General features: G+C 54.2%; 26 protein-coding genes and 1 pseudogene. 7 read left to right on the top strand and 20 right to left on the bottom strand.

Features of this window, described 5'->3' with window-relative positions; translation table 11 throughout:
• The 5 genes and pseudogenes from rdgC to narP form a co-directional block, all read left to right on the top strand.
• A partial coding sequence (gene rdgC, locus FDW88_RS05315; RefSeq protein ID WP_170974153.1) for a recombination-associated protein RdgC occupies window positions 1–578 on the top strand: 578 nt, incomplete at its 5' end.
• Window positions 541–921: pseudogene (locus FDW88_RS05310) on the top strand (recombinase); the annotation flags it as partial. The gene rdgC and the pseudogene FDW88_RS05310, both read left to right, overlap by 38 nt.
• Before the next feature lie 555 nt (window positions 922–1,476).
• Window positions 1,477–1,767 (top strand): Bor family protein, encoded by a 291-nt coding sequence (locus FDW88_RS05305; protein ID WP_137362157.1) that lies wholly within the window; start codon window positions 1,477–1,479, stop codon window positions 1,765–1,767.
• Window positions 1,768–2,089: 322 nt separating this feature from the next.
• On the top strand, window positions 2,090–4,354 hold the full coding sequence (locus FDW88_RS05300) for a nitric-oxide reductase large subunit (protein WP_135911714.1): 2,265 nt from the start codon (window positions 2,090–2,092) through the stop codon (window positions 4,352–4,354).
• A 270-nt stretch (window positions 4,355–4,624) separates the two neighbouring features.
• Window positions 4,625–5,272 (top strand): nitrate/nitrite response regulator protein NarP, encoded by a 648-nt coding sequence (narP, locus tag FDW88_RS05295; RefSeq protein ID WP_115257955.1) that lies wholly within the window; start codon window positions 4,625–4,627, stop codon window positions 5,270–5,272.
• A 101-nt stretch (window positions 5,273–5,373) separates the two neighbouring features.
• On the opposite strand, the gene FDW88_RS05290 is transcribed toward narP, so the two are convergent.
• The 15 genes from FDW88_RS05290 to napF all read right to left on the bottom strand — a co-directional run bounded on the left by FDW88_RS05290 (window position 5,374) and on the right by napF (window position 17,564).
• The gene (locus FDW88_RS05290; protein ID WP_117343445.1) at window positions 5,374–6,423 is read right to left on the bottom strand and encodes a cytochrome c-type biogenesis protein CcmH; all 1,050 of its coding nucleotides are present in this window, start codon (window positions 6,421–6,423) and stop codon (window positions 5,374–5,376) included.
• Entirely contained in the window at window positions 6,420–6,977 is a 558-nt protein-coding gene (gene dsbE, locus FDW88_RS05285; RefSeq protein ID WP_096756440.1) for a thiol:disulfide interchange protein DsbE, read from the bottom strand. Before dsbE ends, FDW88_RS05290 begins: the two co-directional genes overlap by 4 nt.
• A complete protein-coding gene (locus FDW88_RS05280; RefSeq protein ID WP_115257952.1) occupies window positions 6,974–8,929 on the bottom strand; it encodes a heme lyase CcmF/NrfE family subunit in 1,956 nt (651 codons plus the stop codon). The genes dsbE and FDW88_RS05280 overlap by 4 nt, the downstream gene beginning before the upstream one ends.
• Window positions 8,926–9,405, bottom strand: a complete 480-nt coding sequence (gene ccmE / locus FDW88_RS05275; protein WP_096756438.1) for a cytochrome c maturation protein CcmE — start codon at window positions 9,403–9,405, stop codon at window positions 8,926–8,928. The genes FDW88_RS05280 and ccmE overlap by 4 nt, the downstream gene beginning before the upstream one ends.
• Window positions 9,402–9,614: a heme exporter protein CcmD gene (gene ccmD, locus FDW88_RS05270; protein ID WP_096756437.1), complete on the bottom strand. Its 213-nt coding sequence runs from the start codon at window positions 9,612–9,614 to the stop codon at window positions 9,402–9,404. Before ccmD ends, ccmE begins: the two co-directional genes overlap by 4 nt.
• Window positions 9,611–10,348: a heme ABC transporter permease gene (locus tag FDW88_RS05265; RefSeq protein WP_096756436.1), complete on the bottom strand. Its 738-nt coding sequence runs from the start codon at window positions 10,346–10,348 to the stop codon at window positions 9,611–9,613. The genes ccmD and FDW88_RS05265 overlap by 4 nt, the downstream gene beginning before the upstream one ends.
• Before the next feature lie 82 nt (window positions 10,349–10,430).
• Window positions 10,431–11,090 (bottom strand): heme exporter protein CcmB, encoded by a 660-nt coding sequence (ccmB, locus tag FDW88_RS05260; RefSeq protein WP_045445367.1) that lies wholly within the window; start codon window positions 11,088–11,090, stop codon window positions 10,431–10,433.
• Window positions 11,087–11,713 (bottom strand): cytochrome c biogenesis heme-transporting ATPase CcmA, encoded by a 627-nt coding sequence (ccmA, locus tag FDW88_RS05255; protein WP_096756435.1) that lies wholly within the window; start codon window positions 11,711–11,713, stop codon window positions 11,087–11,089. The genes ccmB and ccmA overlap by 4 nt, the downstream gene beginning before the upstream one ends.
• A 13-nt stretch (window positions 11,714–11,726) precedes the next feature.
• On the bottom strand, window positions 11,727–12,329 hold the full coding sequence (gene napC / locus FDW88_RS05250) for a cytochrome c-type protein NapC (RefSeq protein ID WP_137362156.1): 603 nt from the start codon (window positions 12,327–12,329) through the stop codon (window positions 11,727–11,729).
• A gap of 9 nt (window positions 12,330–12,338) precedes the next feature.
• On the bottom strand, window positions 12,339–12,788 hold the full coding sequence (napB, locus tag FDW88_RS05245) for a nitrate reductase cytochrome c-type subunit (protein WP_096756433.1): 450 nt from the start codon (window positions 12,786–12,788) through the stop codon (window positions 12,339–12,341).
• Window positions 12,785–13,648, bottom strand: coding sequence for a quinol dehydrogenase ferredoxin subunit NapH (gene napH, locus FDW88_RS05240; RefSeq protein WP_137362155.1), 864 nt, complete (start codon window positions 13,646–13,648; stop codon window positions 12,785–12,787). The genes napB and napH overlap by 4 nt, the downstream gene beginning before the upstream one ends.
• Window positions 13,635–14,330 carry a ferredoxin-type protein NapG gene (napG, locus tag FDW88_RS05235; RefSeq protein ID WP_115257949.1) on the bottom strand — a complete coding sequence of 232 codons (696 nt, stop codon included), beginning with the start codon at window positions 14,328–14,330 and terminating at the stop codon, window positions 13,635–13,637. The genes napH and napG overlap by 14 nt, the downstream gene beginning before the upstream one ends.
• Window positions 14,331–14,336: 6 nt before the next feature.
• Window positions 14,337–16,823 (bottom strand): nitrate reductase catalytic subunit NapA, encoded by a 2,487-nt coding sequence (gene napA / locus FDW88_RS05230; protein WP_096756430.1) that lies wholly within the window; start codon window positions 16,821–16,823, stop codon window positions 14,337–14,339.
• A complete protein-coding gene (gene napD / locus FDW88_RS05225; RefSeq protein WP_096756429.1) occupies window positions 16,820–17,083 on the bottom strand; it encodes a chaperone NapD in 264 nt (87 codons plus the stop codon). Before napD ends, napA begins: the two co-directional genes overlap by 4 nt.
• Window positions 17,073–17,564, bottom strand: a complete 492-nt coding sequence (gene napF, locus FDW88_RS05220) for a ferredoxin-type protein NapF (RefSeq protein ID WP_096756428.1) — start codon at window positions 17,562–17,564, stop codon at window positions 17,073–17,075. Before napF ends, napD begins: the two co-directional genes overlap by 11 nt.
• A 415-nt stretch (window positions 17,565–17,979) precedes the next feature.
• Here napF and eco point away from each other — a divergent pair, with 415 nt between their 5' ends.
• Window positions 17,980–18,477: a serine protease inhibitor ecotin gene (gene eco, locus FDW88_RS05215; RefSeq protein ID WP_096759370.1), complete on the top strand. Its 498-nt coding sequence runs from the start codon at window positions 17,980–17,982 to the stop codon at window positions 18,475–18,477.
• 100 nt (window positions 18,478–18,577) lie between these two features.
• Here eco and mqo read toward each other — a convergent pair whose 3' ends face one another.
• On the bottom strand, window positions 18,578–20,239 hold the full coding sequence (gene mqo, locus FDW88_RS05210) for a malate dehydrogenase (quinone) (RefSeq protein ID WP_135911709.1): 1,662 nt from the start codon (window positions 20,237–20,239) through the stop codon (window positions 18,578–18,580).
• Between the two features lie 279 nt (window positions 20,240–20,518).
• On the opposite strand from mqo, the gene FDW88_RS05205 reads away from it, so the two are divergent.
• Window positions 20,519–21,766 (top strand): SulP family inorganic anion transporter, encoded by a 1,248-nt coding sequence (locus FDW88_RS05205; protein WP_137362154.1) that lies wholly within the window; start codon window positions 20,519–20,521, stop codon window positions 21,764–21,766.
• On the opposite strand, the gene mgtE is transcribed toward FDW88_RS05205, so the two are convergent.
• The 4 genes from mgtE to ada all read right to left on the bottom strand — a co-directional run bounded on the left by mgtE (window position 21,729) and on the right by ada (window position 26,750).
• Complete coding sequence (mgtE, locus tag FDW88_RS05200; protein ID WP_137362153.1) at window positions 21,729–23,165, bottom strand: magnesium transporter; 1,437 nt, start codon at window positions 23,163–23,165, stop codon at window positions 21,729–21,731. The genes FDW88_RS05205 and mgtE overlap by 38 nt on opposite strands.
• 151 nt (window positions 23,166–23,316) lie before the next feature.
• Window positions 23,317–24,960 (bottom strand): multidrug ABC transporter permease/ATP-binding protein, encoded by a 1,644-nt coding sequence (locus FDW88_RS05195; protein ID WP_115257945.1) that lies wholly within the window; start codon window positions 24,958–24,960, stop codon window positions 23,317–23,319.
• A 75-nt stretch (window positions 24,961–25,035) separates the two neighbouring features.
• Window positions 25,036–25,686 carry a DNA oxidative demethylase AlkB gene (gene alkB / locus FDW88_RS05190; RefSeq protein WP_096756423.1) on the bottom strand — a complete coding sequence of 217 codons (651 nt, stop codon included), beginning with the start codon at window positions 25,684–25,686 and terminating at the stop codon, window positions 25,036–25,038.
• A complete protein-coding gene (gene ada, locus FDW88_RS05185) occupies window positions 25,686–26,750 on the bottom strand; it encodes a bifunctional DNA-binding transcriptional regulator/O6-methylguanine-DNA methyltransferase Ada (RefSeq protein ID WP_137362152.1) in 1,065 nt (354 codons plus the stop codon). The genes alkB and ada overlap by 1 nt, the downstream gene beginning before the upstream one ends.
• Between the last annotated feature and the right edge of the window lie 75 nt (window positions 26,751–26,825).

The raw sequence follows: 26,825 nt of genomic DNA, 5'->3' as shown, positions 1-26,825 counted from the left end.
ATCAGGAACTTGTTCGCACCTTCCTTAGTTTGTGGATCAACATCACCGACGGTCTGATCATGGTTGATGCTGCCAGCGCCAAACGTGCCGAAGACTCACTGGCCCTGCTTCGTAAAACTCTCGGTTCTCTCCCGGTGGTACCGCTGACTATGGAAGCGCCGATCGAACTAACTATGACCGACTGGGTTCGTTCTGGTAGTGCGCCTGCTGGCTTTGGCCTGGGTGATGAAGCCGAACTGAAAGCCATTCTTGAAAATGGCGGTATCGGACGCTTTAAAAAACAGGCTCTGGTCAGCGACGAAATTCATGTGCATCTGGAAGCTGGCAAAGTAGTTACAAAGCTGTCTATCGACTGGCAACAGCGCATTCAGTTCGTTCTTTGCGATGACGGCAGCATCAAGCGCCTTAAGTTCTCTGATGAGCTGAAAGAACAAAACGACGATATCGACCGTGAGGATGCGGCTCAGCGGTTCGATGCTGACTTTGTTCTGATGACCGGCGAGCTTATCTCTCTCATTAACGGATTAACAACCTCTCTCGGCGGCGAAGCTAGGCGAGGAGTTGAAACGGATTATTGACGATAGCCGCGATAATGTGGCCAGCCCGTTCATCGTTCACAGGATTCCGGAACGGCAGGTTAAACGTAGTAAAGAGGTTTCGCACCCCACGCAGATCGCACCGGATTACCTGAGCCGGTCCTTTTCCTCGGTGCGCGACAAACTGGGTTTATGCGACCAAATGGCGATGGACGAAAGACCAACCTTTCACGAAATTCGAGCGCTGGCCGCACACCTTTTCGATCAGCAAGGCATCGATCCACAAGGACGAATGGCGCACAGCGATGCTAAGTCGACCAAGATCTACACGCAAAACCATATCGATTGGGTCGTCGTTCCCCATGGTGAAATCAAGGCCGGTTAGATACATATCTCATGGGGAGAAACCACTACTTAAGTCATTGATGTATATAGAGCAGATTTTGCTAAAAAAGCACTGTTTGTTTATACAGTCAAACGGTACCCACCACCAGCAATAGCAAGGCTCTCAGCCTTTTAAAAGCGGCGTCATGGGGTGTCGGGGGTCGGAGGTTCAAATCCTCTCGTGCCGACCAAAATTCCCCAAAAAACCAATCTTCTACGATTGGTTTTTTTATGTCTGCAATTTGCCGGGACTCAGCGCCCTCTTTCCTGGCCGGTGCCTGGCATAATTCACCCTGCTGACTTCTCTTCCAGCTGCTTGCATCTTTAATATCAACATTGTTTATTATTGCCGCTCATTAAAGTTGATATTTAATTAATGTTGTCAAACAGCAAATCGAGATTACAGTAATGACACAAATATTTTATTAATTTTTCACTTTAATAAACCCTGCTTAAACGTTAAGCATTTCATAGCAGAATGAATCGCTGGTCGGATATGTGCGAAATAAAATAAATAAGAACATGACATTTCTATCCTAACCCTACGATGGTAAAAATGAAAAAGTTAATGATGGCATTAGTGGCAACTGTAGCGTTATCAGGTTGTGCACAGCAAACCTTTAAAATAAATAACGGCATTGCCGAAAAACCGACCCAAGAGGTCAAACAGAGCTTTTTTGTTCACGGCATAGGCCAGTCGCAAACTATTGATGCAGCACTTGTTTGTGGTGGTGCAGACAAAGTTATCCGTACCGAAGTACAGGAATCGGGAATGGATGTTTTCTTGCGTATTATTACTATCGGTATCTACACACCTCGTGAGGCGAGAGTGTATTGCGCTAAATAATACGATGAGCAGGTGTTCGATGGATACCTGCTTAGCAATAATGTGCCTGGCATTATTTAACACGATTAAAAAATAGTGACGTAATAACTGAATAATTTTTGTGTCGTTAAGAAACACATTTAACGCTATCTGTTGATAGTGACACTTCCGTACTCGCCCCATCGACTTACTTATAAATCAATATCAACGCATAACCCTCTTTATACACACAAAGTTGTATTTAAAATGCATGTTTATATGTGTAAAGATATGTCAGGGGAAAGTACCTTCCCCCTCCTGCGTCGCGATGGCTCAGGCTTTGTACAATAAAAAAGGTTAGGTTATGCATTACTCAAAGCGTTTATGGCTAACGCTTCTCGTTATCTGCCTGGCGTCCTTTGGCGTGCTACTGTGGCTGGGCGGCGAGATTTATCAGCAGGCTCCGCCTATTCCGGCACAAGTTATCACGACGGATGGTGAGCAGGTTTTCACCGGGGAACAAATTCAGGATGGGCAGGAAGCCTGGTTTAAATCTGGCGGTCAACAGCTGGGTTCCGTTTGGGGCCATGGCAGCTACGTTGCGCCTGACTGGTCTGCGGACTGGCTGCACCGTGAAGCGCTTGCCTTACGCGACATCATCGCCGAGAAAAAATATCAGCAACCGTTCGATGCGCTAACGCAAGAACAACAGCTGGTTGCGGGCGGCCTGATGAAACAGGAGATGCGCCATAATAGCTATGACGCGCTGCGTAATGTCATCATTATTACACCGGAGCGCGCCAAAGCCATTCGTGAGGTTGCCGCGCATTATGACGGTCTGTTCAGCGACGCGCCTGATTTCCACGCGCTGCGCGTTGACTATGCGATGAAGGAAAATACACTTTCCTCTTCTCTGGACCGGCAGGATCTCGGCGCCTTCTTCTTCTGGAGCGCCTGGGCTGCCACCACCGAACGCCCAGGTGATACCATCACTTACACCAGCAACTGGCCGCATGAAGCGCTGGTGGGTAATACGCCAAGTGCCAGCTTAGGCATCTGGTCTATTGCCAGCGTCATTCTGCTGCTGGGCGGTATTGGTGCCCTGGTCTGGTACCATTTCCGTAACGAAGAAGACGAAACCATTGTCTCCCCGGCCAGCGATCCGCTGTTCCGGCTGACGCTGACACCGTCGATGCGCGCAACCACAAAATATTTTTACGTGGTTATCGCCCTGTTTATGGTGCAAATTTTCCTCGGTTCGATGACTGCGCACTACAGCGTGGAAGGCCAGGATTTCTTCGGCATCCCGCTATCGAAAATCTTACCGTACACCGTACTGCGTAGCTGGCACACCCAGCTGTCAGTTCTGTGGATTGCTACCGCGTGGCTGGCAACCGGTCTGTATATCGCCCCGCTGATTTCCGGCAAAGAACCCGCATTCCAGCGTCTGGGCGTTAATATTCTGTTTGTTGCGCTGCTGATTCTGGTGGTTGGTTCGCTGGGCTTCGGCTGGTTGGGTGCAATGGGCTATCTGGATGCCAAACAGAACTTCTATATTGGTGCCCAGGGTCTCGAGTTCACCAACATGGGACGCATGTGGCAGTGGCTGCTGTTTATCGGCCTGATGATTTGGCTGGTGCTGGTGGGACGTGCATTATGGCCTGCCCTCACCCGTCCATCAGAAAACCGTGGTCTGATCATGCTGATGTTCCTGGCAGCCATTTGTATCGGCCTGTTCTACTCTACGTCCCTGATTTGGGGCTTTAAGACGCATTACGCCATTATTGAATACTGGCGCTGGTGGCTGGTTCACCTGTGGGTAGAAGGTTTCTTTGAAGTCTTCGCCACCGCCGTGATTGCGCTTATCTTCTGTCGTCTCGGTCTTATTCGTAGTAGCGCGGCGAACAAAGCAACACTGTTCTCGACCATCATCTTCCTGTTTGGTGGCATTCTGGGAACGCTGCACCACCTGTACTTCACTGGCGCACCGATCTCCGTCATTGCCTGGGGTTCAATTTTCTCTGCACTGGAAGTGGTTCCGCTTTCGCTGGTGGGGATCGAAGCTGCACACAGTTACTCACTGGCGCGTAAGGCACCGTGGGTACAGCGTTACCGTTGGATGATCTTCTTCTTCGTGGCCGTGGCATTCTGGAATATGGTCGGCGCTGGCCTGCTGGGCTTCGCCATCAACCCGCCGATTTCACTGTACTACGTGCAGGGTCTGAACCTGACGGCAGCGCATGCTCATGCCGCGCTGTTTGGCGTATACGGTATGCTCGGTATTGGTCTAATGTTGTTCTGTCTGCGTGGTCTGCTGCCGGACAACCATTGGGTTGATTCTCTGTTGAAATGGGCATTCTGGTTGATGAACATCGGCTTAACGTGGATGGTCTTTGTCTCGCTGCTGCCGGTAGGGATTTATCAGTCATGGGCCAGCATTGATAAGGGGCTGTGGTACGCGCGCTCTCCGGAAGTGATTCACTCGCATATCGTTGAAACACTGGTCTGGCTGCGTGTCCCGGGCGACATCATCTTCGGTATCGGTGGACTGCTGCTGGCGCTCTTTGCGCTGAAACTGCTTACCAAAGCCAACGCTAAATCGATGACGCTGGCAAACGAGAAAAACTAAGCGCCATTTTTAAGATGACGCTCAGCAATTAAAAGGCAACCGCAGCGCCAGTCGTTGCGGTTTTTTTATTTCGTCTCGCAAACCGGCAGCACCTTGATTCAAGTCATAAAGAGTATTCTTTGTAAAAATTCCAATGAGAGCTTTTTGAGTCAGGATATACTATTTGCACCTGTAAAAAGTAGGGTCACGTTGCCTTATCATCTGCGTGATAAATCAGGATTATCCCATGCCCCGAAATATAACGAAATTAAGAGTGCTCAGGAGAAGAAGATGCCTGAATTAACACCTTTTAAGGTGATGATCGTTGATGACCACCCACTCATGCGGCGAGGAATCAGTCAATTACTGCAGCTGGATAGCGCATTTGACGTGGTTGCCGAAGCAGGCGACGGCGCGAGTGCTATCGATCTGGCAAACCGGCTTGACCTGGATGTGATCCTGCTGGATCTCAATATGAAAGGTATGAGCGGACTGGATACCCTGAATGCGCTGCGCCGGGATGGCATCACAGCACAAATTATCATTCTTACCGTATCGGATTCCGCCAGCGATGTTTATGCCTTAATTGATGCTGGCGCTGACGGTTATTTGCTGAAAGACAGCGATCCGGAAGTGTTGCTCGAAGCTATTCGCAGCGGTGCGAAAGGCGGTAAAGCCTTCAGCGAACGCGTCAGCAACTACCTGCGTGAACGTGAGCTATTTGGCGCAGAAGAAGATCCGTTCAGCATGCTGACCGAACGCGAACTGGATGTATTACATGAACTGGCACAGGGGCTGTCAAACAAACAGATCGCGTCAGTGCTGAATATCTCCGAACAAACAGTAAAGGTGCATATTCGCAATCTGCTGCGCAAACTTAACGTGCGTTCTCGCGTTGCGGCTACCATCCTGTTTTTACAAACACGCGGCATGCAATAACCAGATATTGCCCGATGGCGCTACGCTTATCGGGCCTACAAGTTGCGTGCATCAGTAGGCCGGATAAGACGCTTTGCGTCGCCATCCGGCATCTTCCACGCTTATTTCTCCTGCGGCGACAGCTGTTCCAGCGCTTGTTTAATGCTGCGCTCAATCACCGAGCGGCGGGTATCGTTGGCAGGTAATAATTTCAGCATCATCTCCCACGCGGCGACCGCTTCACCAAAGCGCTGCTGCTCAAACGCATTAAACGCATACATACTCAGCACACGGACGTTGGCATGATCGCTTCTGACTAGTTGACGCAGCAGTTCTCCTCCCCGGCGGTTATCGTCCGGATCGGAGGAACGGGTCAACGCTTCCGCATAACCCAGCGCGGCATCGCTATTTTTCGGATCCAGCCGGTAAGCGTTAGCGTAGGCTTCGGTCGCTGTACTGGCATTGCCTAATACCATGCCAATACGCCCGAGCATGATCCAGCCTTCAACGTTTCCGGCGTCAGATTGCAGCCGCGTACGCAGCCCCAGCGCCAGGCGCGTCATATCCTCTTCATTCAGCGGCTCGGCTTTCGGATCCAACGCGCGTTCCAGCAACCCCGGAGCCTGGGCGGTGGCCTGCTGCCAAACTTTTACCTGCTTATAATTACCGGTGTGGTAATAGCTCACCGCACCCACCACAAGCGCCACCACCACGCCAGGTGCAAACAGCCACCATCCACCCCGTGTGCCATCCGGTGTGGTATCGTCAGGAAATTCTTCCTGCTTCAGGCGAACGCGACGACGAGAGCGGGCGAAAATAATCCAGCCTCCCAGACCAATCGCCACCAGCGGCATCACCCACAGCAGTACGGTCAGTGGTGTCAGCGGCGGATCGTAGGTCACGAAGTTGCCATAACGCGCCACCATATAATCGACGATCTCTTTCTGGCTTTTCCCTTCTTGCATCAGCTCATACACTTTCTGACGCAGGTCGGTGGCAATCATCGAGTTTGAATCAGCAATGCTGTTGTTCTGACATTTTGGACAACGCAGCTGCTCGGTAAGCTGGCGGAACTGCTGCTCCTGCGCTTCGTCCTTGAACTGCATTACATCGATAGTGGCCAACGCCGAACCTGAGACAATCAGCATCAGCACGCCCAGTAAAAACCTCATTGCGCGGCCTCCTTACTGTACTTATCCCACAACGGTTTGAGCTCGCTCTCCCACACCCTGGCGTTTAAATCACCGGCATGGCGGTAACGAATAATGCCTTTACCGTCGATCAGGAACGTTTCCGGCGCGCCGTACACCCCCAGATCCAGACCCAGCATCCCGTCGCCGTCAAACAGGCTCAGCGCATACGGATTACCCAGCTCTTTCAGCCAGACAATAGCTTTCTGGCGATCGTCTTTGTAGTTCAGACCCACAACCCGAATGCCCTGCGCTGAAAGCTGGTTCAGATACTGATGTTCAGCGCGACAGGTCGGACACCAGGTCGCCCAGACGTTAAGCAGTACCGGCTTGCCCTGCGTAAGCACATCGGCCTGATAATGCTGACCCGGGTTCTCCAGCGACTCCAGGCGGAATGTCGGCACCGGTTTACCGATCAGCGCCGACTCCAGATTTGTAGGATCGTCGCCCTGCGCGTTACGTGCCAGCTGCCACAGCAACGCTGCGGCAATCACGAGAAAAATAATAAACGGAATTAACAGTGCGTTGCGCTTCATACAGCCTCCGGCGCTTTTTCTTGCCCGGCAGTGCGGGGACGCGTGCGCTGGCGATAGCGCGGATCAAACAGGCAGAACAATCCGCCCAGCGCCATCAGTAACCCTCCGGCCCAAATCCAGCGAATAAACGGTTTGTAATACAGACGCACGGCCCACGCGCCGTTGTCCAGCTCCTCGCCCAGCGCCGCGTACAGGTCACGGGTAAATCCGCCGTCAATGGCCGCCTCGGTCATCATCGAGCTGGTGCTGTTATAAAAGCGTTTTTCCGCATGCAGCGTAGCTTCCGGTTTGCCGTCACGCGTGACGCCAATAATCGCGACACCGCCGCGATAGTTAGGACCGGTGATATCTTTCACTTCACGGAAGGTGAACTGGTAATCATGAATGCCGACACTATCGCCCGCCTTCATGCGCACATCGCGTTCAACGCTGTAGTTCTGACTAAACGCAATACCGACGATAGTGACGGCAAGCCCTACGTGACCCGACACCATACCCCAGTAACTCGGCGTCAGCTTCGTGCCGCGTGAAATACGCAGAAATGCCTCAGACATGGCCAGCACAAATATCCAGCAGGCCATTGCCATGCCGACGACGGTCATCGCGGCAATGCGATCCTCAAACAACCACGGTAGCAGCACGGACATTACCAGCGTGGTGACAAAAGCGATAATCAGCAACGTTTTTAGTTTGCGCGGCCGGTCGCGTCCCCAGCGCACCAGCGGCCCAATCCCCAGCAACAGCGCGAACGGTGCCATCAGCCAGGTGAACATGGTATTAAAGAACGGCTCACCAATCGAAATACTGCCCAGCCCCAGCTGTTTATGCACCAGCGGCAGCAGCGTGCCCAGCAGGACTACCAGCATGGCGGCAATCAGCAAAACGTTGTTCCCCAGCAGCAGCGATTCACGCGACCACAGTGCGTTATTGACCCGCGAGCGAACCTTATGCCCACGTACCGCAAACAGCAGCAGTGAACCACCAATCACCAGCACCATAAAGGCCAGGATAAACATCCCGCGCGACGGGTCGGAGGCGAAGGCATGTACCGACACCAGCACGCCCGAGCGCACGAGGAACGTCCCCAACAGGCACAGTGAGAACGCGCAGATCGACAGCAGTAACGTCCAGGCCTTAAAGCTGGCGCGTTGCTCCGTAACGGCCAGGGAGTGCATCAGCGCCGTCCCCACCAGCCACGGCATAAACGAGGCGTTCTCTACCGGATCCCAGAACCACCAGCCGCCCCAGCCCAACTCGTAGTAAGCCCAGGCCGAACCGAGCACAATACCCAGCGTCAGAAACACCCACGCCGCCAGCGTCCACGGGCGTGAAAAACGGGCAAAGGTGCTGTCCAGACGCCCGCTCATCAGCGCTGCAATGGCAAAAGCAAAGGCAACGGAGAAGCCGACATAGCCCATATACAGCAGCGGTGGGTGGAAAATAAGTCCCGGATCCTGCAACAGCGGGTTCAGATCGCGCCCTTCTATCGGGAAGTCCGGCAGCGTGCGGGAAAACGGGTTGGAGGTAAACAGAATAAACAGCAGGAAGCCGACGCTAACCATCCCCATCACCGCCAGCACACGGGCGACGATATCCAGCGGCATACGCTGACTAAACAGCGCCACGGCAAAGGTCCAGCCACTCATCAGCAGCACCCACAGCAGCAGCGAGCCTTCATGCGCGCCCCACGTGGCCGCCACACGATACCAGACCGGAAGCTGGGTATTGGAGTTACTGGCGACGTAGGTCACGGTAAAGTCATTGACCACAAAGGCGTTAATCAACACCAAAAACGCGCCCATCACACAGATAAACAACAGCCAGGCAAAGGGCCGCGCAGAGGCCATCATCCGTACATCGCCGCGCGCAACGCCCCACAGCGGATAAACCGAGAGCAGCAATGCGACGCCAAGCGCCAGGCACAGCAGCCCGTTGCCAATTTCAGGCATCATGACGTTTTATCCTTATACACACTTTCCGGGCGACGATGGTTTTCCTGCATCGCTTTTTCGACTTCCGGCGGGGTGTAATTCTCATCATGTTTGGCGAGAACTTCTTTTGCCTGAACATGATTCCCCTCGCCCAGCTCACCCTGAACAACGACGCCCTGCCCTTCACGGAACAGATCCGGCAGGATGCCTTCATACGTCACATCCACCACGCCTTCGGCGTCATAGATGCTGAAATTCACCTTCAGCGATTGCGGGTCACGCTTTACACTGCCCGGCATGACCATGCCACCCACGCGCAGGCGTTGGCCGACTTCTGGCATCTGCTGGGTTTCACGCTTGCCGTAGAGGATTTCGCCCGGCGTATAGAACAAGTCGATATTGGAACGCAGCGCGTAAAGCACCAGCGTGATGGTCAATGCCAGGCCCGCCAGTACCGCACAGGCTATCCATAGCCGATTTTTACGTCGAATATTCACGCCGCCTCCCGTTGTACTTGCGCCGCACGCATGCGGGCTTCTCTTGCCCGCTGCTGCGCCACGCCGCGTAAAATCGCGCGGTGCTGTAGCGCGGAATGCAGTACCAGCACCGTCAGCGGGATAACGCTCATCGCCACGGCCAGCCAGACATACAAGGCGTAACCGCCCATGGCGAAAAAATCACTCCAGGATGCAAATGCAGGGGTCATTGGCGGCCTCTTTTTAAGATCAGTTCACTCACCCACGGGCGGCGTTTTTCCATCAACAAAATCAGGTTACGCATGCGCATCAGCGTCAGCGTGACAAACAGTAACAGGTAACCGACGATCGCCAGACGCAGCGGCGCGCGCATCGCCGGGTCGATACTTTGCTGCATACGGGTTGACCCCTGGTGCAGCGTATTCCACCACTCTACCGAGTAGTGAATGATCGGTAAGTTCACCACGCCAATCAGCACCAGAATCCCCGCGGCACGCCCTGCTACACGGCGGTCATCAAATGCGTGCCACAGCGCAATCGCGCCAACGTAGAGAAACAGCAGCACCAGTTCAGAGGTGAGTCTGGCATCCCACACCCACCAGGTTCCCCACATCGGTTTACCCCATGCAGAACCGGTCACCAGGGCAATAAAGGTAAACACCGCACCAATGGGCGCCATCGCCGCCAGCGCCAGGTTGGCCATTTTCATCTGCCAGACCAGGCCGATAAACGCGGCAACCGCCATCGAGGCGTAAATGCCCATCGACCAGATTGCCGCCGGGACGTGCAGGTAGATGATGCGATAACTCTGTCCCTGCTGATAATCCGCGGGTGCAAAGCCAAATCCCCAGATCCAGCCCGTTACCAGTACCACTGCGCTGGCAATGGCCAGCCACGGGATAAACCAGCCACAGATCTGATAGAGCCGTGGGGGCATCGCCAGTTGATGAAGTATTTTCCACATAGTTCAGTCACCAGACTCAAGCAAAACAAATGAAATTACCTTGGTGCCAGATGGCCGCGCTTGCGCCTTATCCGGCCTACAGTTACTGCACGCTAATACGTAGCGCCGCCGCTGTCGCAAACGGACTTAACGTTGCGCTGCCAACCAACAGTGCGCCCAGAATCGCCATGTAGCCTTCAACGGGTAAGTGCATTGAGGCAGCATCCATCGCGGCGGTAGCAAAAATCAGTAATGGAATCGTGAGCGGTAGCACCAGTACACTTAACAATACGCCGCCACGCTTTAATCCCACCGTTAACCCCACGCCCGGTGCCCCGAGAAAACCCAGTGTTGGCGTGCCGAGCAGCAGGGTTAGCGCCATAATTTGCCACCCGTACATATCCATGCCCAGCAGCAACGCCACCAACGGCGAGAGGATCAGCAGCGGCAGGCCAGTCACTACCCAATGCGCCATCACCTTCGCCAGCACCACAGCCGGTAACGGTAACGGCAACAGCATCAACTGCTCAAGGCTACCGTCCTGCAGGTCATCACGGAATAAGCGTTCCAGCGCCAGCAACGACGCCAGTAATGCCGCCACCCAGATAATCCCCGGCGCAATGCGCGCCAGCAGCTGTGGCTCTGGGCCAATGCTCAGCGGGAATAACGTAATCACAATCAGGAAGAACCATAACGGATTGGCGATCTCCGCACTATGACGAAACGCAACCCGCAGTTCTAAACGGAAAATTCGCCACATCATTGTGCTGTCCTCTCGCGGGTCAGCGCGATGCGCCGCACTTTATTGGTTTCTACATTGAGAGGTTGGTGAGTCGTCAGAATAACAACTCCGCCCTGCTCCGTATGCTGAGCCATACGTTGGGTGAGACGCTCAACGCCATTAACATCAATCGCGGTGAACGGTTCATCGAGGATCCACAGTCGGGCACGGGTTAGCCACAGGCGAGCCAGCGCAACACGACGCTGCTGCCCGGCGGAGAGCTGATTGACCGGAATATCTTCATATCCGGCAAGACCTGCCTGTGCCAGCGCCTCCAGACACTGGGCGATATCGCCATCATGATGGAAAAACCGCAGATTCTCCAACGCCGAAAGCCGGGTTTTTATCCCCGGCTGATGTCCGATCCACAGCAGTTCCTGATGGAAATTGTCCCGCACCTGATGCAGCGGTTGACCTTGCCAGAGAACGTCTCCGGCATCAGGACGAGCCAGCCCGGTAAGCAACCGCAACAGGGTCGTTTTCCCCGCACCGTTACTTCCGGTAATTTGCACCCATTCCCCTGCGTTAACGCGAAATGACAGCTCGCTAAACAGTATTCTGTCATCTCGCTCACAGAGCAGTTCTCTGGCTTCAAGCATCCTGATTATTTACATCCTGTTAAAAGCCCGGTTTGACTTCGCGCATATCAGGCAGCTTGTGTGCAATCCCTTTATGACAGTCAATACACGTTTGCCCTTCTTTTACGGCCTGGTCATGCATTTTAGCCGCCACGCCTTTCTGGGCAGTTAAATCCATAAACTCGAAGTTGTGGCAGTTACGACACTCTTGCGAATTATTGTCTTTCATACGCCGCCATTCATTTTGCGCCATCGTCAGACGATGGTCTTCAAATTTTTGCGGTGTATCTATCAACCCCAGTGCTTTCGCGTACAGTTCTTTGCTGGCCTTGATTTTACGGATCATTTTCGGGCCCCACTCGTGCGGGACGTGGCAATCAGGACACGTAGCTCGTACACCACTGCGGTTGTTGTAGTGTACGGTTTCCATGTATTCCTGGTATACCGTGTTGCGCATTTCGTGACAGCTAATGCAGAACTCTTCCGTATTGGCCTTTTCCATACCGGTATTAAAGCCGCCCCAGAAAATAATGCCGCCCACAAAGCCGATTAACAACAGCGTGCCGAGCGCCAGACGGCTGGGGCGACGCCACCATTGCCAGACGCGCTTAATCCAGCCTAGTTTACGGTTAGAATTTTCCATAATGACCTCTTATTTCCCGTAACCTTTCGAGGGGGTGAAGGTATTTTCGACAATCGGTGCAGCATCCGCCTGCGGGACATGGCACTGCAGACAGAAATAGCGACGCGGCGCGACTTCCGCCAGTACTTTGCCATCGCTATCCATAAAGTGCGTCGGGCTAATGCGCGGCGCGCCGGTGGTGCGATAGCTTTCGACGCCGTGGCATTGCAGGCAGCGGTTGGTGTTGGTCGTTACCTGGTAACCGTCAACGCTGTGCGGGACCATCGGCGGCTGGTTAACATAGTTCAGCGGCATACGCTCCTGCTCTTTCGGCATGCGAATCGCCCCTTCCTGGGTCCCCGAGACTTCCGGTGACTGGCTCAGATCCACTCCGTTTGCAGCCCAAACGGCCCCACTCACTACCAGGGCCAGCGCGGCCGCCATTTGACTCAGCGCTTTAATCAGGTCATGGCTTTTCATGATTTCGCTCCCGAACTCCATCGTGTTGTTATTGTAAAAACATCCTCAGAACAGACATCCACACAGCGACCGCAACCCATGCAATCGCGACTGGTTACCTGCACCGGACTTTGCTCATCCAGCACCGGGGCACGTAGCACATGCGGTTCCGGGCAAACATGAAAACAATCCATACAGCGGTTACATCTCTCGCGTTCTTTTGCTGACACGGTTAACACCCCTTTGCTTCCCAGCACGCTATACAGCGCGCCTAATGGGCAAAGGTGCCCGCACCAGCCATGCTCAACAACCAGTAAATCAAATAAAAACAGTGAAATAATCAGCAGGATACCGCTACCGAATCCCATTACCAGGCTACGTCCCAGCAAAGAGACCGGGTTTATCCACTCCCACAGCAGCGTACCGGTCAGCGCGGATCCCACCAGGATAACGACCAGCAGGACGTACCGTATATGGCGCGGAATAGTCGCAGACTGATTCAGGTCAAACCTTCTGCGTAACACACTTGCCAAATCAGTGACCGGGTTCATTGGGCAGACCCAGCTGCAAAACAACCGCTTACCGGCCAGGGCATACAGCCCCGTAATAAGTGCAGCACCGATTAACGCTACGGTCGCAGGCAGATGTCCACTGGCGAGGCTTTGCAGCGTAATCAGCGGATCGGTGAATGGGATGGTATCCAGCAACAGGCTGCTGCTGTAATTGCCATACAGGATCCACACCCCTAACCACGGGCCGCTGAGAAACATTGCCAGCACCAAAAACTGCGTCAGACGACGCAGCACCAGCCAACGGTGGCTGCGCCACCAGCCTTTTTTCTCCCGCGCTTCACGCCCGGCATCACGTTTACGATTTGCCATTGTTCCCCTCCAGCCAACCGAAGCGGTAATGGTGTCCCAACTCCCCTTTCGCCAGCGACAGCGGCAGCACTTTTATTGCCGGCTGTTCCAGCACGCAGACCTTTTCACATTTACCGCATCCGGTGCAGGCATCGCTGTGTACGGTCGGAATAAACCGCGCGTGCTTACCGGTGCGCATATTGCGATCCAGTTCCAGGGTGATGGCCTCGTCTATCTTTGGGCATTCGCGATAACAGACATCGCAGCGCAGCCCTTGATAGTTGAGGCAGTTCTCGTGATCCAGCAGTACCGCCAGTCCCATGCGTGAATCGTCAATGGATTCGATCTCCCTGTCCAACGCGCCGCTTGGGCAGACTTTGGCGCACGGGATGTCTTCACACATTTCGCAGGGAATGTCGCGCGCGACAAAATACGGTGTCCCCGCCGCCAGCCCGGAGGCCAGCGTCGCCAGTTTCAGCGTGTCGTACGGGCAAGCCTGAACGCACTGTCCACAGCGCACGCAGGCGCTGGCAAAGGCGTCTTCAGCCAATGCCCCTGGCGGGCGCAACCGCACGCCGGTTGCACGTGCAGTTTGCTGTTGCAACCCCAGCACCACGCCAACGGCAGCCAGCCCGCCCGCTGCGCGAACCATATCGCGCAGAAAGCGGCGGCGGCCATTTTGGGGTTTTGCTGACCGGGACATAACGCGTTACACCTTCGCCAGCTTCACGGCGCACTTCTTGAAATCCGTCTCTTTAGAGAGCGGATCCGTCGCATCCAGCGTCAGGTTGTTCACCAGCTGTGCGGCGTCGAAGAACGGCATGTACACCAGCCCCTGCGGTGGACGGTTACGACCGCGGGTTTCAACAATCGAAATCACTTCGCCACGACGGGAAACCACTTTCACCTTGTCGCCACGACGCAGATCGCGGGCTTTCGCATCCAGCGGATGAATAAACAGGACGGCTTCCGGGAAGGCGCGGTGCAGTTCAGGTACGCGGCGCGTCATGCTACCGGTGTGCCAGTGCTCCAGCACGCGACCGGTGGAGAGCCACAGGTCATACTCTTTATCCGGTGCTTCTGCGGCGGGTTCAAACGGCAGCGCGAAGATGACCGCTTTGCCATCCGGCTTGCCGTAGAACTTGTAGCTTTCGCCCACCTTCACGTAAGGGTCGTTACCTTCGCTGTAGCGCCACTGGGTCTCTTTACCGTCGACCACCGGCCAGCGTAAACCACGCGCTTTGTGGTAATCGTCAAATGGCGCCAGATCGTGACCATGACCGCGACCAAACCAGGCGTACTCTTCGAACAGCCCTTTTTGCAGATAGAAGCCCAGTTCGCGGGATTCATCGTTCAGCTGATCGTCAGCCAGTTCCGTCAGCGGGAATTTCGTCACCGCAGGCGTGGCGAACAGGACGTCGTACAGCGTTTTACCGCGCAGCTCCGGTTTCTGTGCCAGCAGTTCCTCCGGCCAGACCTCTTCGGTTTTGAAACGACGGGCAAACTGCACCATTTGCCATAGGTCAGACTTCGCTTCACCCGGCGCTTTAATTTGCTGACGCCAGAACTGAGTACGACGCTCGGCGTTACCGTAGGCCCCTTCTTTTTCTACCCACATTGCGGTCGGCAGGATCAGGTCGGCAGCCAGAGCGCTGACGGTCGGATACGGATCGGACACGATGATAAAGTTGCGCGGATCGCGCCAACCCGGCATACGCTCTTCGTTGATGTTTGGCCCGGCCTGCATGTTGTTGTTACACATCACCCAGTAGACATTCAGCTTGCCGTCTTTCAGCGCACGGTCCTGCGCCACGGCGTGCAGACCGACTTTCGCCGGGATGGTGCCGGTCGGAAGATTCCAGTGTTTTTCACAGATATCGCGGTGCTTCTCGTTAGTCACCACCATGTCTGCAGGCAGACGGTGAGAGAACGTCCCCACTTCACGGGCGGTACCACAGGCGGAAGGCTGACCGGTCAGCGAGAACGGTCCGCAGCCAGGCTGAGAGATTTTGCCGGTTAGCAGGTGCAGGTTATAGACCAGGTTATTGGCCCATACGCCGCGAGTATGCTGGTTAAAGCCCATCGTCCAGTAGGAGATAACTTTCTTCTTCGGATCGGCATACAGTTGCGCCAACTGTTCCAGCTGATCTTTCGGCACACCGGTCATTTCTGCGGTTTTATCCAGCGTATAGTCCGCAACAAACGCCTTGTACTCTTCGAAGCTGATCGGCTCAGACGCATCGGAACCTGGGTTTTTCGCGGCTTTTTCCAGCGGATGCGTTGGGCGTAAGCCGTAGCCAATATCCGTCGCACCTTTGCGCAGGTTAACGTGTTTGCTGAAGAAATCCTGGTTTATCGCATTGTTTTGAATGATATAGTTGGCGATATAGTTGAGGATCACCAGGTCGCTTTGCGGCGTGAAGACCATGCCGTTATCTGCCAGCTCAAAGCTACGATGCTGATAGGTAGAGAGAACCGCAACGTTGACGTTGGGATCGGACAGACGACGGTTAGTGATGCGCGACCACAGAATTGGGTGCATCTCCGCCATATTCGCGCCCCACAGCACGAACGCATCCGCATGTTCGATATCGTCATAGCAGCCCATCGGCTCATCCATACCAAAGGTACGCATAAAGCCCACCACCGCCGACGCCATGCAGTGACGTGCGTTCGGGTCGATATTGTTGGTACGGAAACCGGCTTTGAACAGCTTCGCGGCGGCGTAGCCTTCCCAGATGGTCCACTGACCGGAACCAAACATGCCGATGGCATCAGGTCCTTTCTCTTTCAGCGACGTTTTGAATTTTTCTTCCATCACATCAAAGGCCTGATCCCAGCTAATCGGGGTGAACTCGCCTTCTTTGTGATATTTACCGTCCTTCATGCGCAGCATTGGCTGCGTTAAACGGTCTTTTCCGTACATGATTTTGGGTAGGAAATACCCTTTAATACAGTTAAGTCCACGGTTAACCGGCGCTTCCGGGTCACCCTGGCATGCCACAACACGGCCTTGCTGGGTGCCAACCAATACGCCACAGCCAGTACCGCAAAAACGGCACGGGGCTTTGTCCCATTTGATCGCTTCTTGCTGACCGACTACCGCGCGGGCAACGCCCGGCACGCTTAACCCGGCAGCCGCCGCAGCGGCCGCAACGGCGTTAGCTTTCATAAAGCTACGACGACTGAGTTTCATGGTGTTTCCTCACCTTGCTCATCCTGCTGGTGATAAACCAGCGACACCGCCAGTACGCCCGCAACGTTGCGCACTGACTCAATTGTTTTCATTAGTGTTTCACTGTGTTCTGCTTCTACCACCACAATCAGTTGGCCGCTTTCCACATCGCTGAGTGCAACTTCACAACCTGGAAATGTACGTAACTGCGTAGCGATATCGTTGATGTGCTGACTTTTGGCCTGAACGACCAGGCTGCAAACCTGCCAGTTAGTGTCCATGGTGGTACTCCGCATTAATGGCTGATACCGGACAGGTCGCGACACACGCACCACATCCGCTACAGGCTTGATTGTCGAGCTGTGGCTGATATATACCGGACAGCGTGGGGCGAAAGGTAATGGCCATGGGTTCACAGCTATCCTGACAGCGATGGCACTCTACAGATTGATTGGCGAGACAGTTTTCACCGATCGTAACATTCAGATCCCAGGCCCTGGTGTGGCGCGGAAGAAAGAGTGATTCGGGACAGGCCTCTGCGCAGGCGTAACAAAAGCTGCACTCGCCGTGTTTGAAATTTACGCTCGGAAAACCGCCCTGGCCTCGCTGCAGGATGCCGGTTTCACACGCCTGGACGCAGGCGTCACAACGCAGGCAATGCGCCAGAAAGTGAGATTCTTCCATGCTCCACGGCGGACGGATCCCCGTACTGGCGTTACGCCAGCTACCTGTCAACATGCCTCGACGGGATAAATCAACCATGACATTGTCCTTCCATAAATGACGCTCTCCCTGAGCGGGTTGAACGACAATAAGTAACCGCACTATTTATGAGTAGTTATTTTTAACAGTAAGATATTTCAGGATGTGTTAGAGGTGCATACCCCAATCGGGGTAAATGCTGTTGCCGGATCAAAAGAGTGTAGGGTTGGTATAAAAAAACGCGCTTTTACTCACATTTCAATGAGTTATATAAACAACTATACAGCGAATGCACACGCAAGAGAATAATCTTAAAAATAGGATAATTCTTAGCACATGTCTCTACTTAATAAGTAAACATTCAATTAATACACCTTAAATATAAGTAAATTTAGATTAATAGCGCATGTGAATATGCTAACCTGCGACAAACACGTTCAGAAGACAGAAGAAAGGAAACACTGTGAACAATAAGATGAAGACCATCGTCCCTGCCATCCTGCTAGCCACGTTTGCCAGCACCTCTGCATGGGCAGCAACCAGTGATACTCCCGCGCAGCCGCTGGAAAAAGTCGCCCCGTATCCGAAAGCAGACAAAGGGATGAAACGCCAGGTTATCCAGCTTACTCCTGAGAAAGATGAATCTACTCTAAAGGTAGAACTGCTGATCGGCCAAACGCTGGACGTTGACTGCAACCAGCATCGCCTGGGCGGAGAACTGGACAGCAAAACGCTGGAAGGTTGGGGTTATGACTACTACGTATTCGACAAAGTTACCTCTCCGGTGTCAACCATGATGGCCTGCCCGGACGGCAAGAAAGAGAAGAAGTTTATTACCGCTCATTTAGGTGACGACGGTATGTTGCGTTACAACAGCAAATTACCGATTGTGGTCTACACCCCGGAAAACGTAGAAGTAAAATACCGTATCTGGAAAGCAGAAGAGAAGATTCAGGACGCAGTCGCGCGATAAATGAGAATGTGCCGGATGGCGGCGTACCGCCTTATCCGGCCTACGTATAGCGTGTTGTAGGCCGGATAAGCGCAGCGCCATCCGGCATGCAACCATGCGATTACAGTGCGATATCCGCAACCGCTTTCTGCTCTGGCTGCGGTTGAGCCTGAGGTTTTAACTGCGGTTGAGGCGTTTCATCAGCCACCTGCGGTTTATCGTATTTCAGACCCAGAACGCCACTGGTGTACTGCAGCTCTTGTTCCGTGGCCTCGACGTTACCGTTCAGCTTGGTGCCGTAAGACGGAATAATCGTTTTCAGCTTCGCCTGCCATTGCGGGCTGGCGACTTTATCTTTAAACACTTTTTCCATCAGATGCAGCATGATCGGTGCCGCCGTTGACGCGCCCGGTGATGCACCCAACAGTGCGGCAATCGTGCCGTCTTTGTCGCTCACCACTTCGGTCCCCAGACGCAGAACGCCGCCCTTGTCTTCATCACTTTTGATGATCTGCACGCGCTGGCCCGCCTGCCACAAACGCCAGTCTTCTTTCTTCGCCTGCGGGTAGTATTCCTGCAGCGCAGCAAAACGGTCGTCGTCGCTGAGCATGACCTGGCTGACCAGATATTTCACCAGATCGAAATTATCCAGACCCACATTCATCATCGGCATAACGTTTGAAGTGGTGGTAGAACTCAGCAGATCCCACAATGAACCGTTTTTCAGGAACTTGGTGGAGAAGGTCGCAAACGGTCCAAACAGCACCACGCGTTTGCCATCCAGAATACGGGTGTCAATGTGCGGTACGGACATCGGCGGTGCACCGACAGAAGCCTGACCGTATACTTTCGCCAGGTGGCGATTCACCACATCCGGGTTTTCCGCCACCAGGAACTGTCCGCCAACCGGGAATCCGCCGTAGCCTTTCGCTTCCGGGATGTCGGTTTCCTGCAACAGTTTCAGCGCAGCGCCACCGGCGCCAATAAAGACAAACTTAGCCTTGATGTCGCGTTCCGCTGCGTTGTTTTTCAGATCGGCAACCGTAACAGTCCAGCTGTTATCAGCGTTACGCTTAAAACCCCGTACTTCGGTACTGAGTTGCAGCGCAAAGTTAGGTTTTTTCTGTAACGAGGCGATCAGCTGGCGCGTAATTTCGCCGTAGTTGACGTCAGTCCCAATCTCGGTACGCGTTGCTGCCACTTTCTGGTTTGGATCGCGTCCTTCCATCACCAGCGGTGCCCACTCTTTGATCTGGGCGTGATCTTCGGAGTAGCGCATGCCACGGAACAGCGAACTTTGCTGCAGGGCTTTATAACGCGCGCGCAGGAAGTTAACGTTCTCATCCCCCCAGACAAAGCTCATGTGGGGAACGGTAGTGATAAATGAGCGTGGGTCATGCATCACGTCGTTGTTGACCTGATAGGCCCAAAACTGGCGGGAAATCTGGAAGGCTTCGTTAATTTCAACGGCCTTTTCAATGCTGACAGTACCGTCGGCTTTTTTCGGCGTGTAGTTCAATTCCATCAGCGCGGAGTGGCCCGTGCCGGCATTGTTCCAGCCGTTTGAACTCTCCTCGGCCACACCATCCAGTCGCTCGACCATGGTCATAGACCATTGTGGTTCCAGTTCCTGTAAATAGGTTCCCAATGTGGCGCTCATGATGCCGCCGCCAATCAACAGTACATCCGTTTCCTGCTCTTCCACTGCTTTCGCTTTTGCCGCCATCGAGACAACATTCAGCCCCAGGGCCATGGTGAAGAGCATGGCTGTCACTTTTTTCATAATGTTAATGCCTTACTTTTAGTATCGCTTTTTGCTTTTCATGCAGGTGAAAATCGAACGGCCCAACGGTAACACTTAAGTAAAAAATAATAAAATATTGTTTATAATTTATGTTTAAATTTTAAAAAATGTTATTAATAGGTTGATTCTTTATACGGTTATTGACAATCATTTCTGGAAACCTACCCGTCAGGCGGGTACTATGCAGCGCTTTGCTATTCACCGCACGGATGCCTGCCGGTCTGCTGTTATCAGGCCATTTCTGACCTGAGAGTAACTATGTCTGCGACTGATTCATCCCCTGCCGCCGTGGCGGAACATTCCGTCGGCGTTGTGCTGCGTCAACCCCGCCTGCTGATGCGCGAAACACTGGCCGGCGTGGTCACGGCGCTGGCGCTGATCCCGGAAGTGATCTCGTTTTCTGTTATCGCCGGCGTAGACCCCAAAGTCAGCCTGATAGCCTCGGTTGTCCTGTGTCTGGCGATGTCCTTTTTAGGCGGACGTCCGGCCATGGTTACCGCCGCAGCCGGATCGGTGGCGCTGGTGATTGGCCCAATGGTGCATCAGCACGGCGTACAGTACATCCTGCCCGCGGTGCTGCTGGCCGGGGTTATCCAAATCCTGTTTGGTGTATTGGGGATGGCACGACTGATGCGTTTTATCCCTGGGGCCGTGATGACCGGCTTTGTTAACGCGCTAGGCATCTTGATCTTCTTTGCTCAGGTTCCGCACTTCTGGAGTAAAAGCCCGTTGATTTGGGGGCTGTTTGTTCTGACGCTGCTTATCGTGCTGTGGGTACCGCGGTTTATTAAAAGTATTCCCGCGCCGCTGATTGCCATCGTGCTGCTGACGGTCTTCACCGTAACCAGCGAGCAGTTGTTGCCTACCGTCGGTGACGAAGGCTCATTGAGCGGTGGATTACCCGGATTCACGCAGCTGTTGGTGCCTCTCAACCTGCACACGTTGGCGATTATCTGGCCCTGCGCGCTGAGTATTGCCTTTGTCGGCTTGATGGAGTCGCTGCTTACCGCCCGACTGGTTGACGATCTGACGGTCACGCCCTCGAATAAAAATCGTGAAAGTACGGGGCTGGGGATAGCCAATATTCTGGCCGGGTTATATGGCGGTATCGCCGGATGCGCGATGATTGGTCAAACGATTGTTAACGTTGAGATGGGTAAAGGACGCAGCCGCGTCTCCACGTTCGCCGCTGGGCTGGTCTTGCTGCTGTTGGTCACTGCGTTAAGCGACATGATGGCAAAAATCCCCATGTCAGTGCTGGCAGGTATTATGGTCATTGTGGCGGTGAAAACGTTCAGTTGGCACAGCATTCAGCCAGCGACACTGGCGAAAATGCCGGTCAGCGAAACGCTGGTGATGCTGATTACCGTTGCTGCAACGGTGTCGACCGGCAACCTGGCTATTGGCGTGGTTGCCGGGGTATTGACGATGCTGGTCCTGCCACGCATCGTCAGAGGCAAACGCCCGACTACACCAAAAACAGCGTCGCCAGACCGAGAAAAATAAAGAACCCGCCGGTGTCGGTAATAGCGGTGATCATCACGCTTGAGCCGATCGCCGGGTCGCGCCCCAGCTTGACCATGGTCATTGGAATAATCACCCCCATCAGCGCTGCCATTAACAGATTAAGCATCATTGCCAGGGTCATCACGCCGCCGAGCGCCATGTCATCGTACAACCACCAGGTGATACCGCCCATAATCCCGCCCCAGACCAGCCCGTTAATCACCGCCACGCTCATTTCGCGCAGGATCAGGAACGTAAGGTTTCCTGGCTGAATGTTTTGCAGCGCCAGCGCGCGGACAATCATGGTGATGGTCTGATTACCGGTATTGCCGCCGATCCCCGCCACGATGGGCATGAGCGAGGCCAGCGCCACCAGCTGTGAAATCGTGTGTTCAAAACCGTCGATGACGCGCGATGCGATAAATGCGGTACAGAGATTAACGGCCAGCCAGGCCCAACGGGTTTTTACCGCTTTGGTAACCGGGGCAAAGACATCTTCTCCGGCGCTTAAGCCCCCCATCCGGCGCAGATCGGTGTCCGTTTCTTCATACACCACATCGACGATCTCATCGATGGTTAAACGCCCCATCAGCTTGCCGGTTGGGTCCACCACCGCCGCACTGACCAGGTTATCACGTTCAAAGGTACGCGCGGCGTGCTCGGCGATATCTTCCGGAGCAAAGGTGAGCGGATCGTCTTCCATCACCTCACTGACTTTGCGTTGCACGTCATTGAGCAGAATACGGGTTAACGTCAGCTCGCCCACCAGCACTTTATTGCGGTCGGTGACGAAGAGTTTATCGGTGTTCTCCGGCATTTTACCCAGCCGTCGCAGGTAGCGTTGTACCACCTCCAGCGTCACGTCCGGGCGCACGGTAATGACCTCGAACTCCATGATCGCACCGACGCGATTCTTCTCGTAGTGCATCACCTGGCGCACGCGCGCCCGCTCTTCCGCCGGTAACGTCGCCAGCAGTCGACCGGTCAGGTTACGCGGTAAATGCTGCACCACGTAAATCTGCTCGTCGATGTCGAGGTATTGCAGCGCGTCGAGCAATTCCCGGTCCGACATTTCATCGATCAGATCGTCCCAGACGTTTTCAGACGCCTCCAGCAACACATAACCACGCTTGTCGCTTTGGATCAGCCGCCACAGCGCGTGACGCTCTTCGGAGGGTAATGCTTCGAGGGTATCGGCCAGATCGGGTGGCGGCAAATGCTCCACCAGCGCCCCTACCTCAGCAATATCGTCGGCAAGCGTACCGACGTCATATTGCTCAGCCAGGGTAAGCTTGCCCAACAGCGTTGAAATAATGGCTTTATCAGTGGTCAGCAGCCAGATCAGGCGGGCACGTTCTTCATCACGTAGCCTGGCGCTATTTTTGTTTATTACGGACATCAATCATAAATCCATGATATGAAATATCATTAATCATGATGCCGAATTATGTAAATAACAATAAACGAAGCCGCCGGATGGATAAAAAACCGGCGGCACGCGGAGTTATAGGCCCGATAAGCGTAGTGCCATCGGGTAACAACTCACCGATTCAGGCAGTACGTGCGACGGCATCACGCGAGGCAGCGTCGCGATCGTCGCCCAACAGCTCAGTCAGCTGGCCATTGCGCATCTCAAGCAAGCGATCGGCATGAATAAAGTAGTGATCATCGTGGCTAATGGCAAAAATGGTTTTGCCCATCTCCTGCATCAACGGCAACAGCACCTGGTAGAATTCGCGCCGGAAGTGCGGGTCCTGATCGGCAGCCCATTCATCCAGCAGAATAATGTCGCGTTCCTCGGCTAACGCCAGCAGCAGTGCCACGCGTTTTTTCTGCCCTTTCGACAGCTTAAGATTCAGAATGCGCCCGTCGTTCAGCTCCAGCTTGTGCGCCATCTGCAGATGTTCCAGCCACTTATCGACCAGCGCCGGGTTGGCCGATTGACCTTCCGGCCCCAGCAGTTTGTCAAACAGCCAGACGTCGGTAAACACGGCGGAGAACAGCTTGCGGTAGTCTTCAGGTTTGTCGACCGCCACCGCCTTACCGTCGAGCAGGATCTCGCCAGACTGCGGCTGGTATAACCCGGTCAGTAACATGGCCAGCGTAGATTTCCCGCTGCCATTGCCGCCAATCAGGAAGATCAGCTCGCCACGGTGAATGGTCAGATTGACCGGCCCAACGGAGAAAGCATTGTCCTGATAGTGGAAAACTACGTTACGTAGCTCGAGCGTTTTCCAGTTTGGGAATGCAGTAGGACGAGGGAATTCAGCCTTGAACGGTGCCAGTGCAAATTTATTCAGTTTATTAAACGCCACCTGAGCGGTGAGCAGCGTGGGCAGCGCGCCAACGGCAGACAGCAGCGGCGTACGCAGGAACAGCAGCGTCAGCGAATAGGTTGCCGCGACGTTGGTATCCGCCCAGCCGAGGCTGTTAGCCATCCAGAACACCAGGCCAATGGCACCCAACATCATAATGTTCGACCAGTTGACCGCGCTCAGGTGGAAGGTATCGGCACGAATAATATGGTGGCGGTACTCTTTGGCATCCGGGACGTACAGTTGATTAAAAATATGCTCAGCACGTTCACGGTTAAGGGTCAGCTCTTTGCGCCCTTCCAGCACCGTCTGGTAATCGTTGTACAGCTTGTCTTCGGTTTCACGCAACGTGGCCATGTGTTTGTACACCCGCGCCACCAGCACAAATCCACCCCAGATGGTGATCGCCATCCAGATTGCCGTCACCAGCAACATTTTGGTCGACAGCATAGCCAGATATGCCGCAGACCCGACGGTCAATATAATCCCCTGCACCAGCTCCGGCAGGCGGACAAAGGCGATGGTGATATTGCGGATATCGCTGGTTAAGCCAGCCAGCAACGCGGCGCTACCGAGCTGTTCGATGCGCTCGACGTGAGTATCCAGAATACGTTTGATAAATTCGCTACGCAGACGGTAGACAAAGTGGTGTCCCAGCGTGGTCAACGCCAGCTGTGAACCAAGGGTCACGATCATCAGCAACAGCAGCAGGCCGAGAAACTCCGGCAGCACCATAAGCGTGGTGTCGACCGTTTCAATCAGGCGCTGGTTGATAAACGCAATCAGCCCAATCCCCAACGCAGCACTGGCAAGGCTGAGCGCCATGACGCTGATAAATGGCCAGCGATACTGCCGCCAGACAAGAAGTAAAAGTTCCATGTGTTCAACCCGGGCAAGTAATAACAGCCCGCAGTTTAAACATCTCTTCGCCGACAGCAATAATAATTCTTATTTTTATTCTTCTTTACTCGCCCGGCGAAAAGTCAGATTGTAACGGCAGTCCGTTGTCAACGGATGGTAGCCAGTCTTAAGCGGCTGTATACCATGATAAAACAAGCGCGATTTCCCGCCCCACACCACCACATCACCGTGTTCCAGCAGCAGCCGCTTTAACGGATCGTTGCGCTTCAAACCACCGAACTGAAAGATTGCCGGCAGGCCCAGCGAGACAGAAACAATAGGCGCTTGCAGGTCGGGTTCGTCTTTATCCTGATGCAAAGACAGTTTTGCCCCTGGCGTATAGCGGTTGATCAAACAAGCATCTGGTCGGAAATCGGGATAGCCCGCAGCGGTCGCCGCCTGTTGACACAGTTCGGCAAAAACGTCAGGTAAACGCGGCCAGGCGCTACCGGTCAACGGATCGACCGGAGAATAGAGGTAGCCATGCTGATCGGTCGTCCACCCCAATTGACCACAGTTGGTCATCGCCACCGACATCGTATATCCGCCGGGGGTCACCATCTGGCGAAACGGCGATTGTCTGACGACAACCGCCATTTCCTGTAATAAAGAAGGCGCGGCATCAAACGCAAAACGGCGCAAAATGACCGCACCGGACGCCAGCGGCTCCTGCCAGGGTTTTGCCTGCGCAAAGAGATCAAGCATTATCTGTCCTCACCTGTGGTTTCACGGTGCAGCAGTTGCGCCTTGCGGGCGACGCCCCAGCGATAACCCGAAAGCACGCCATCGCCGCGGATCACCCGATGACACGGGATCACAATCGCCAGCTTATTTGCTCCGCAGGCACTCGCCACAGCGCGCACCGCTTTCGGTTTCCCCACAGCATTCGCCAACTGCTGGTAGCTCACCGTTTCGCCACAGGGAATGTCACGCAGCGCCTGCCACACCTGCTGCTGAAACGCGGTTCCCCGAATATCCAGCGGCAGCGACAATGGGGTATTACGTGAGTTAATGACCGCGATCACTTCGCGCACACGCTGTTGAAAATCGGGATCCGCAGGCACACCACGTGCTGCAGGAAACAGTTCATGCAGCTCAGATACCAGCGTTGCATCGTCGTCGCCGAGTAAAATTGCGCAGATACCGCGTTCACTTTCCGCTACCAGGCAGCGGCCCAGTGCGCAGTCCGCCACGGTATAGCGAATCGCCAGCTTATCGCCGCCTTGACGAAACTGCTTTGCCGTCATGCCCAGCGCTCCATCCGCTTTACGGTAATAGCTGCTGCTGTCGGGGAAGCCGGCATTCAAAATCGCCTGGGTCACCGGTGCGCCTTTCGCCAGCGCGTCACGCAAACGCCTGACGCGCCAGGACTGCTGCCACGCTTTCGGCGTCATGCCCGTCGTAGCTTTAAACAGACGATGTAGATGAAACGGGCTCATCGCCACTTGCTGGGCTAAAGCCTCCAGCGTGAGCGGCGACTCCTGCTCTAACAGCTGGCACGCCAGGCTAATCTTCTCCAGCCGCTGCTGCTGCGCGTTGGCTTTATCCGGCTGACAGCGTTTGCAGGGACGAAATCCTGCCGCTAACGCCTGCCCGGCATCGGCAAAGAAACGGACATTTTTACGCAGCGCATGTTTAGCCCGACATGACGGTCGACAAAAGATACCCGTGGTCTGTACGGCAAAAACAAACTGACCGTCAGCGTCCGCATCACGCTGTAACACAGACTGCCAACGGTCCTCATCGGTTACGCGTTGAAGATTATTCATAATGGACTCCTTTGTTAAGCATAGTGCTTAGCCTCAGTGTGTCCGCATTGCAGGGCGTAAAAACCTGCAATCTTG

This window comes from Citrobacter sp. wls829 (genome assembly GCF_005280825.1).
In the GTDB taxonomy this organism is placed as follows: Bacteria; Pseudomonadota; Gammaproteobacteria; order Enterobacterales; family Enterobacteriaceae; genus Citrobacter; species Citrobacter gillenii.
The sequence above is the reverse complement of the archived record's forward strand: the minus strand, read 5'-3'. Positions and strand labels throughout refer to the sequence as shown.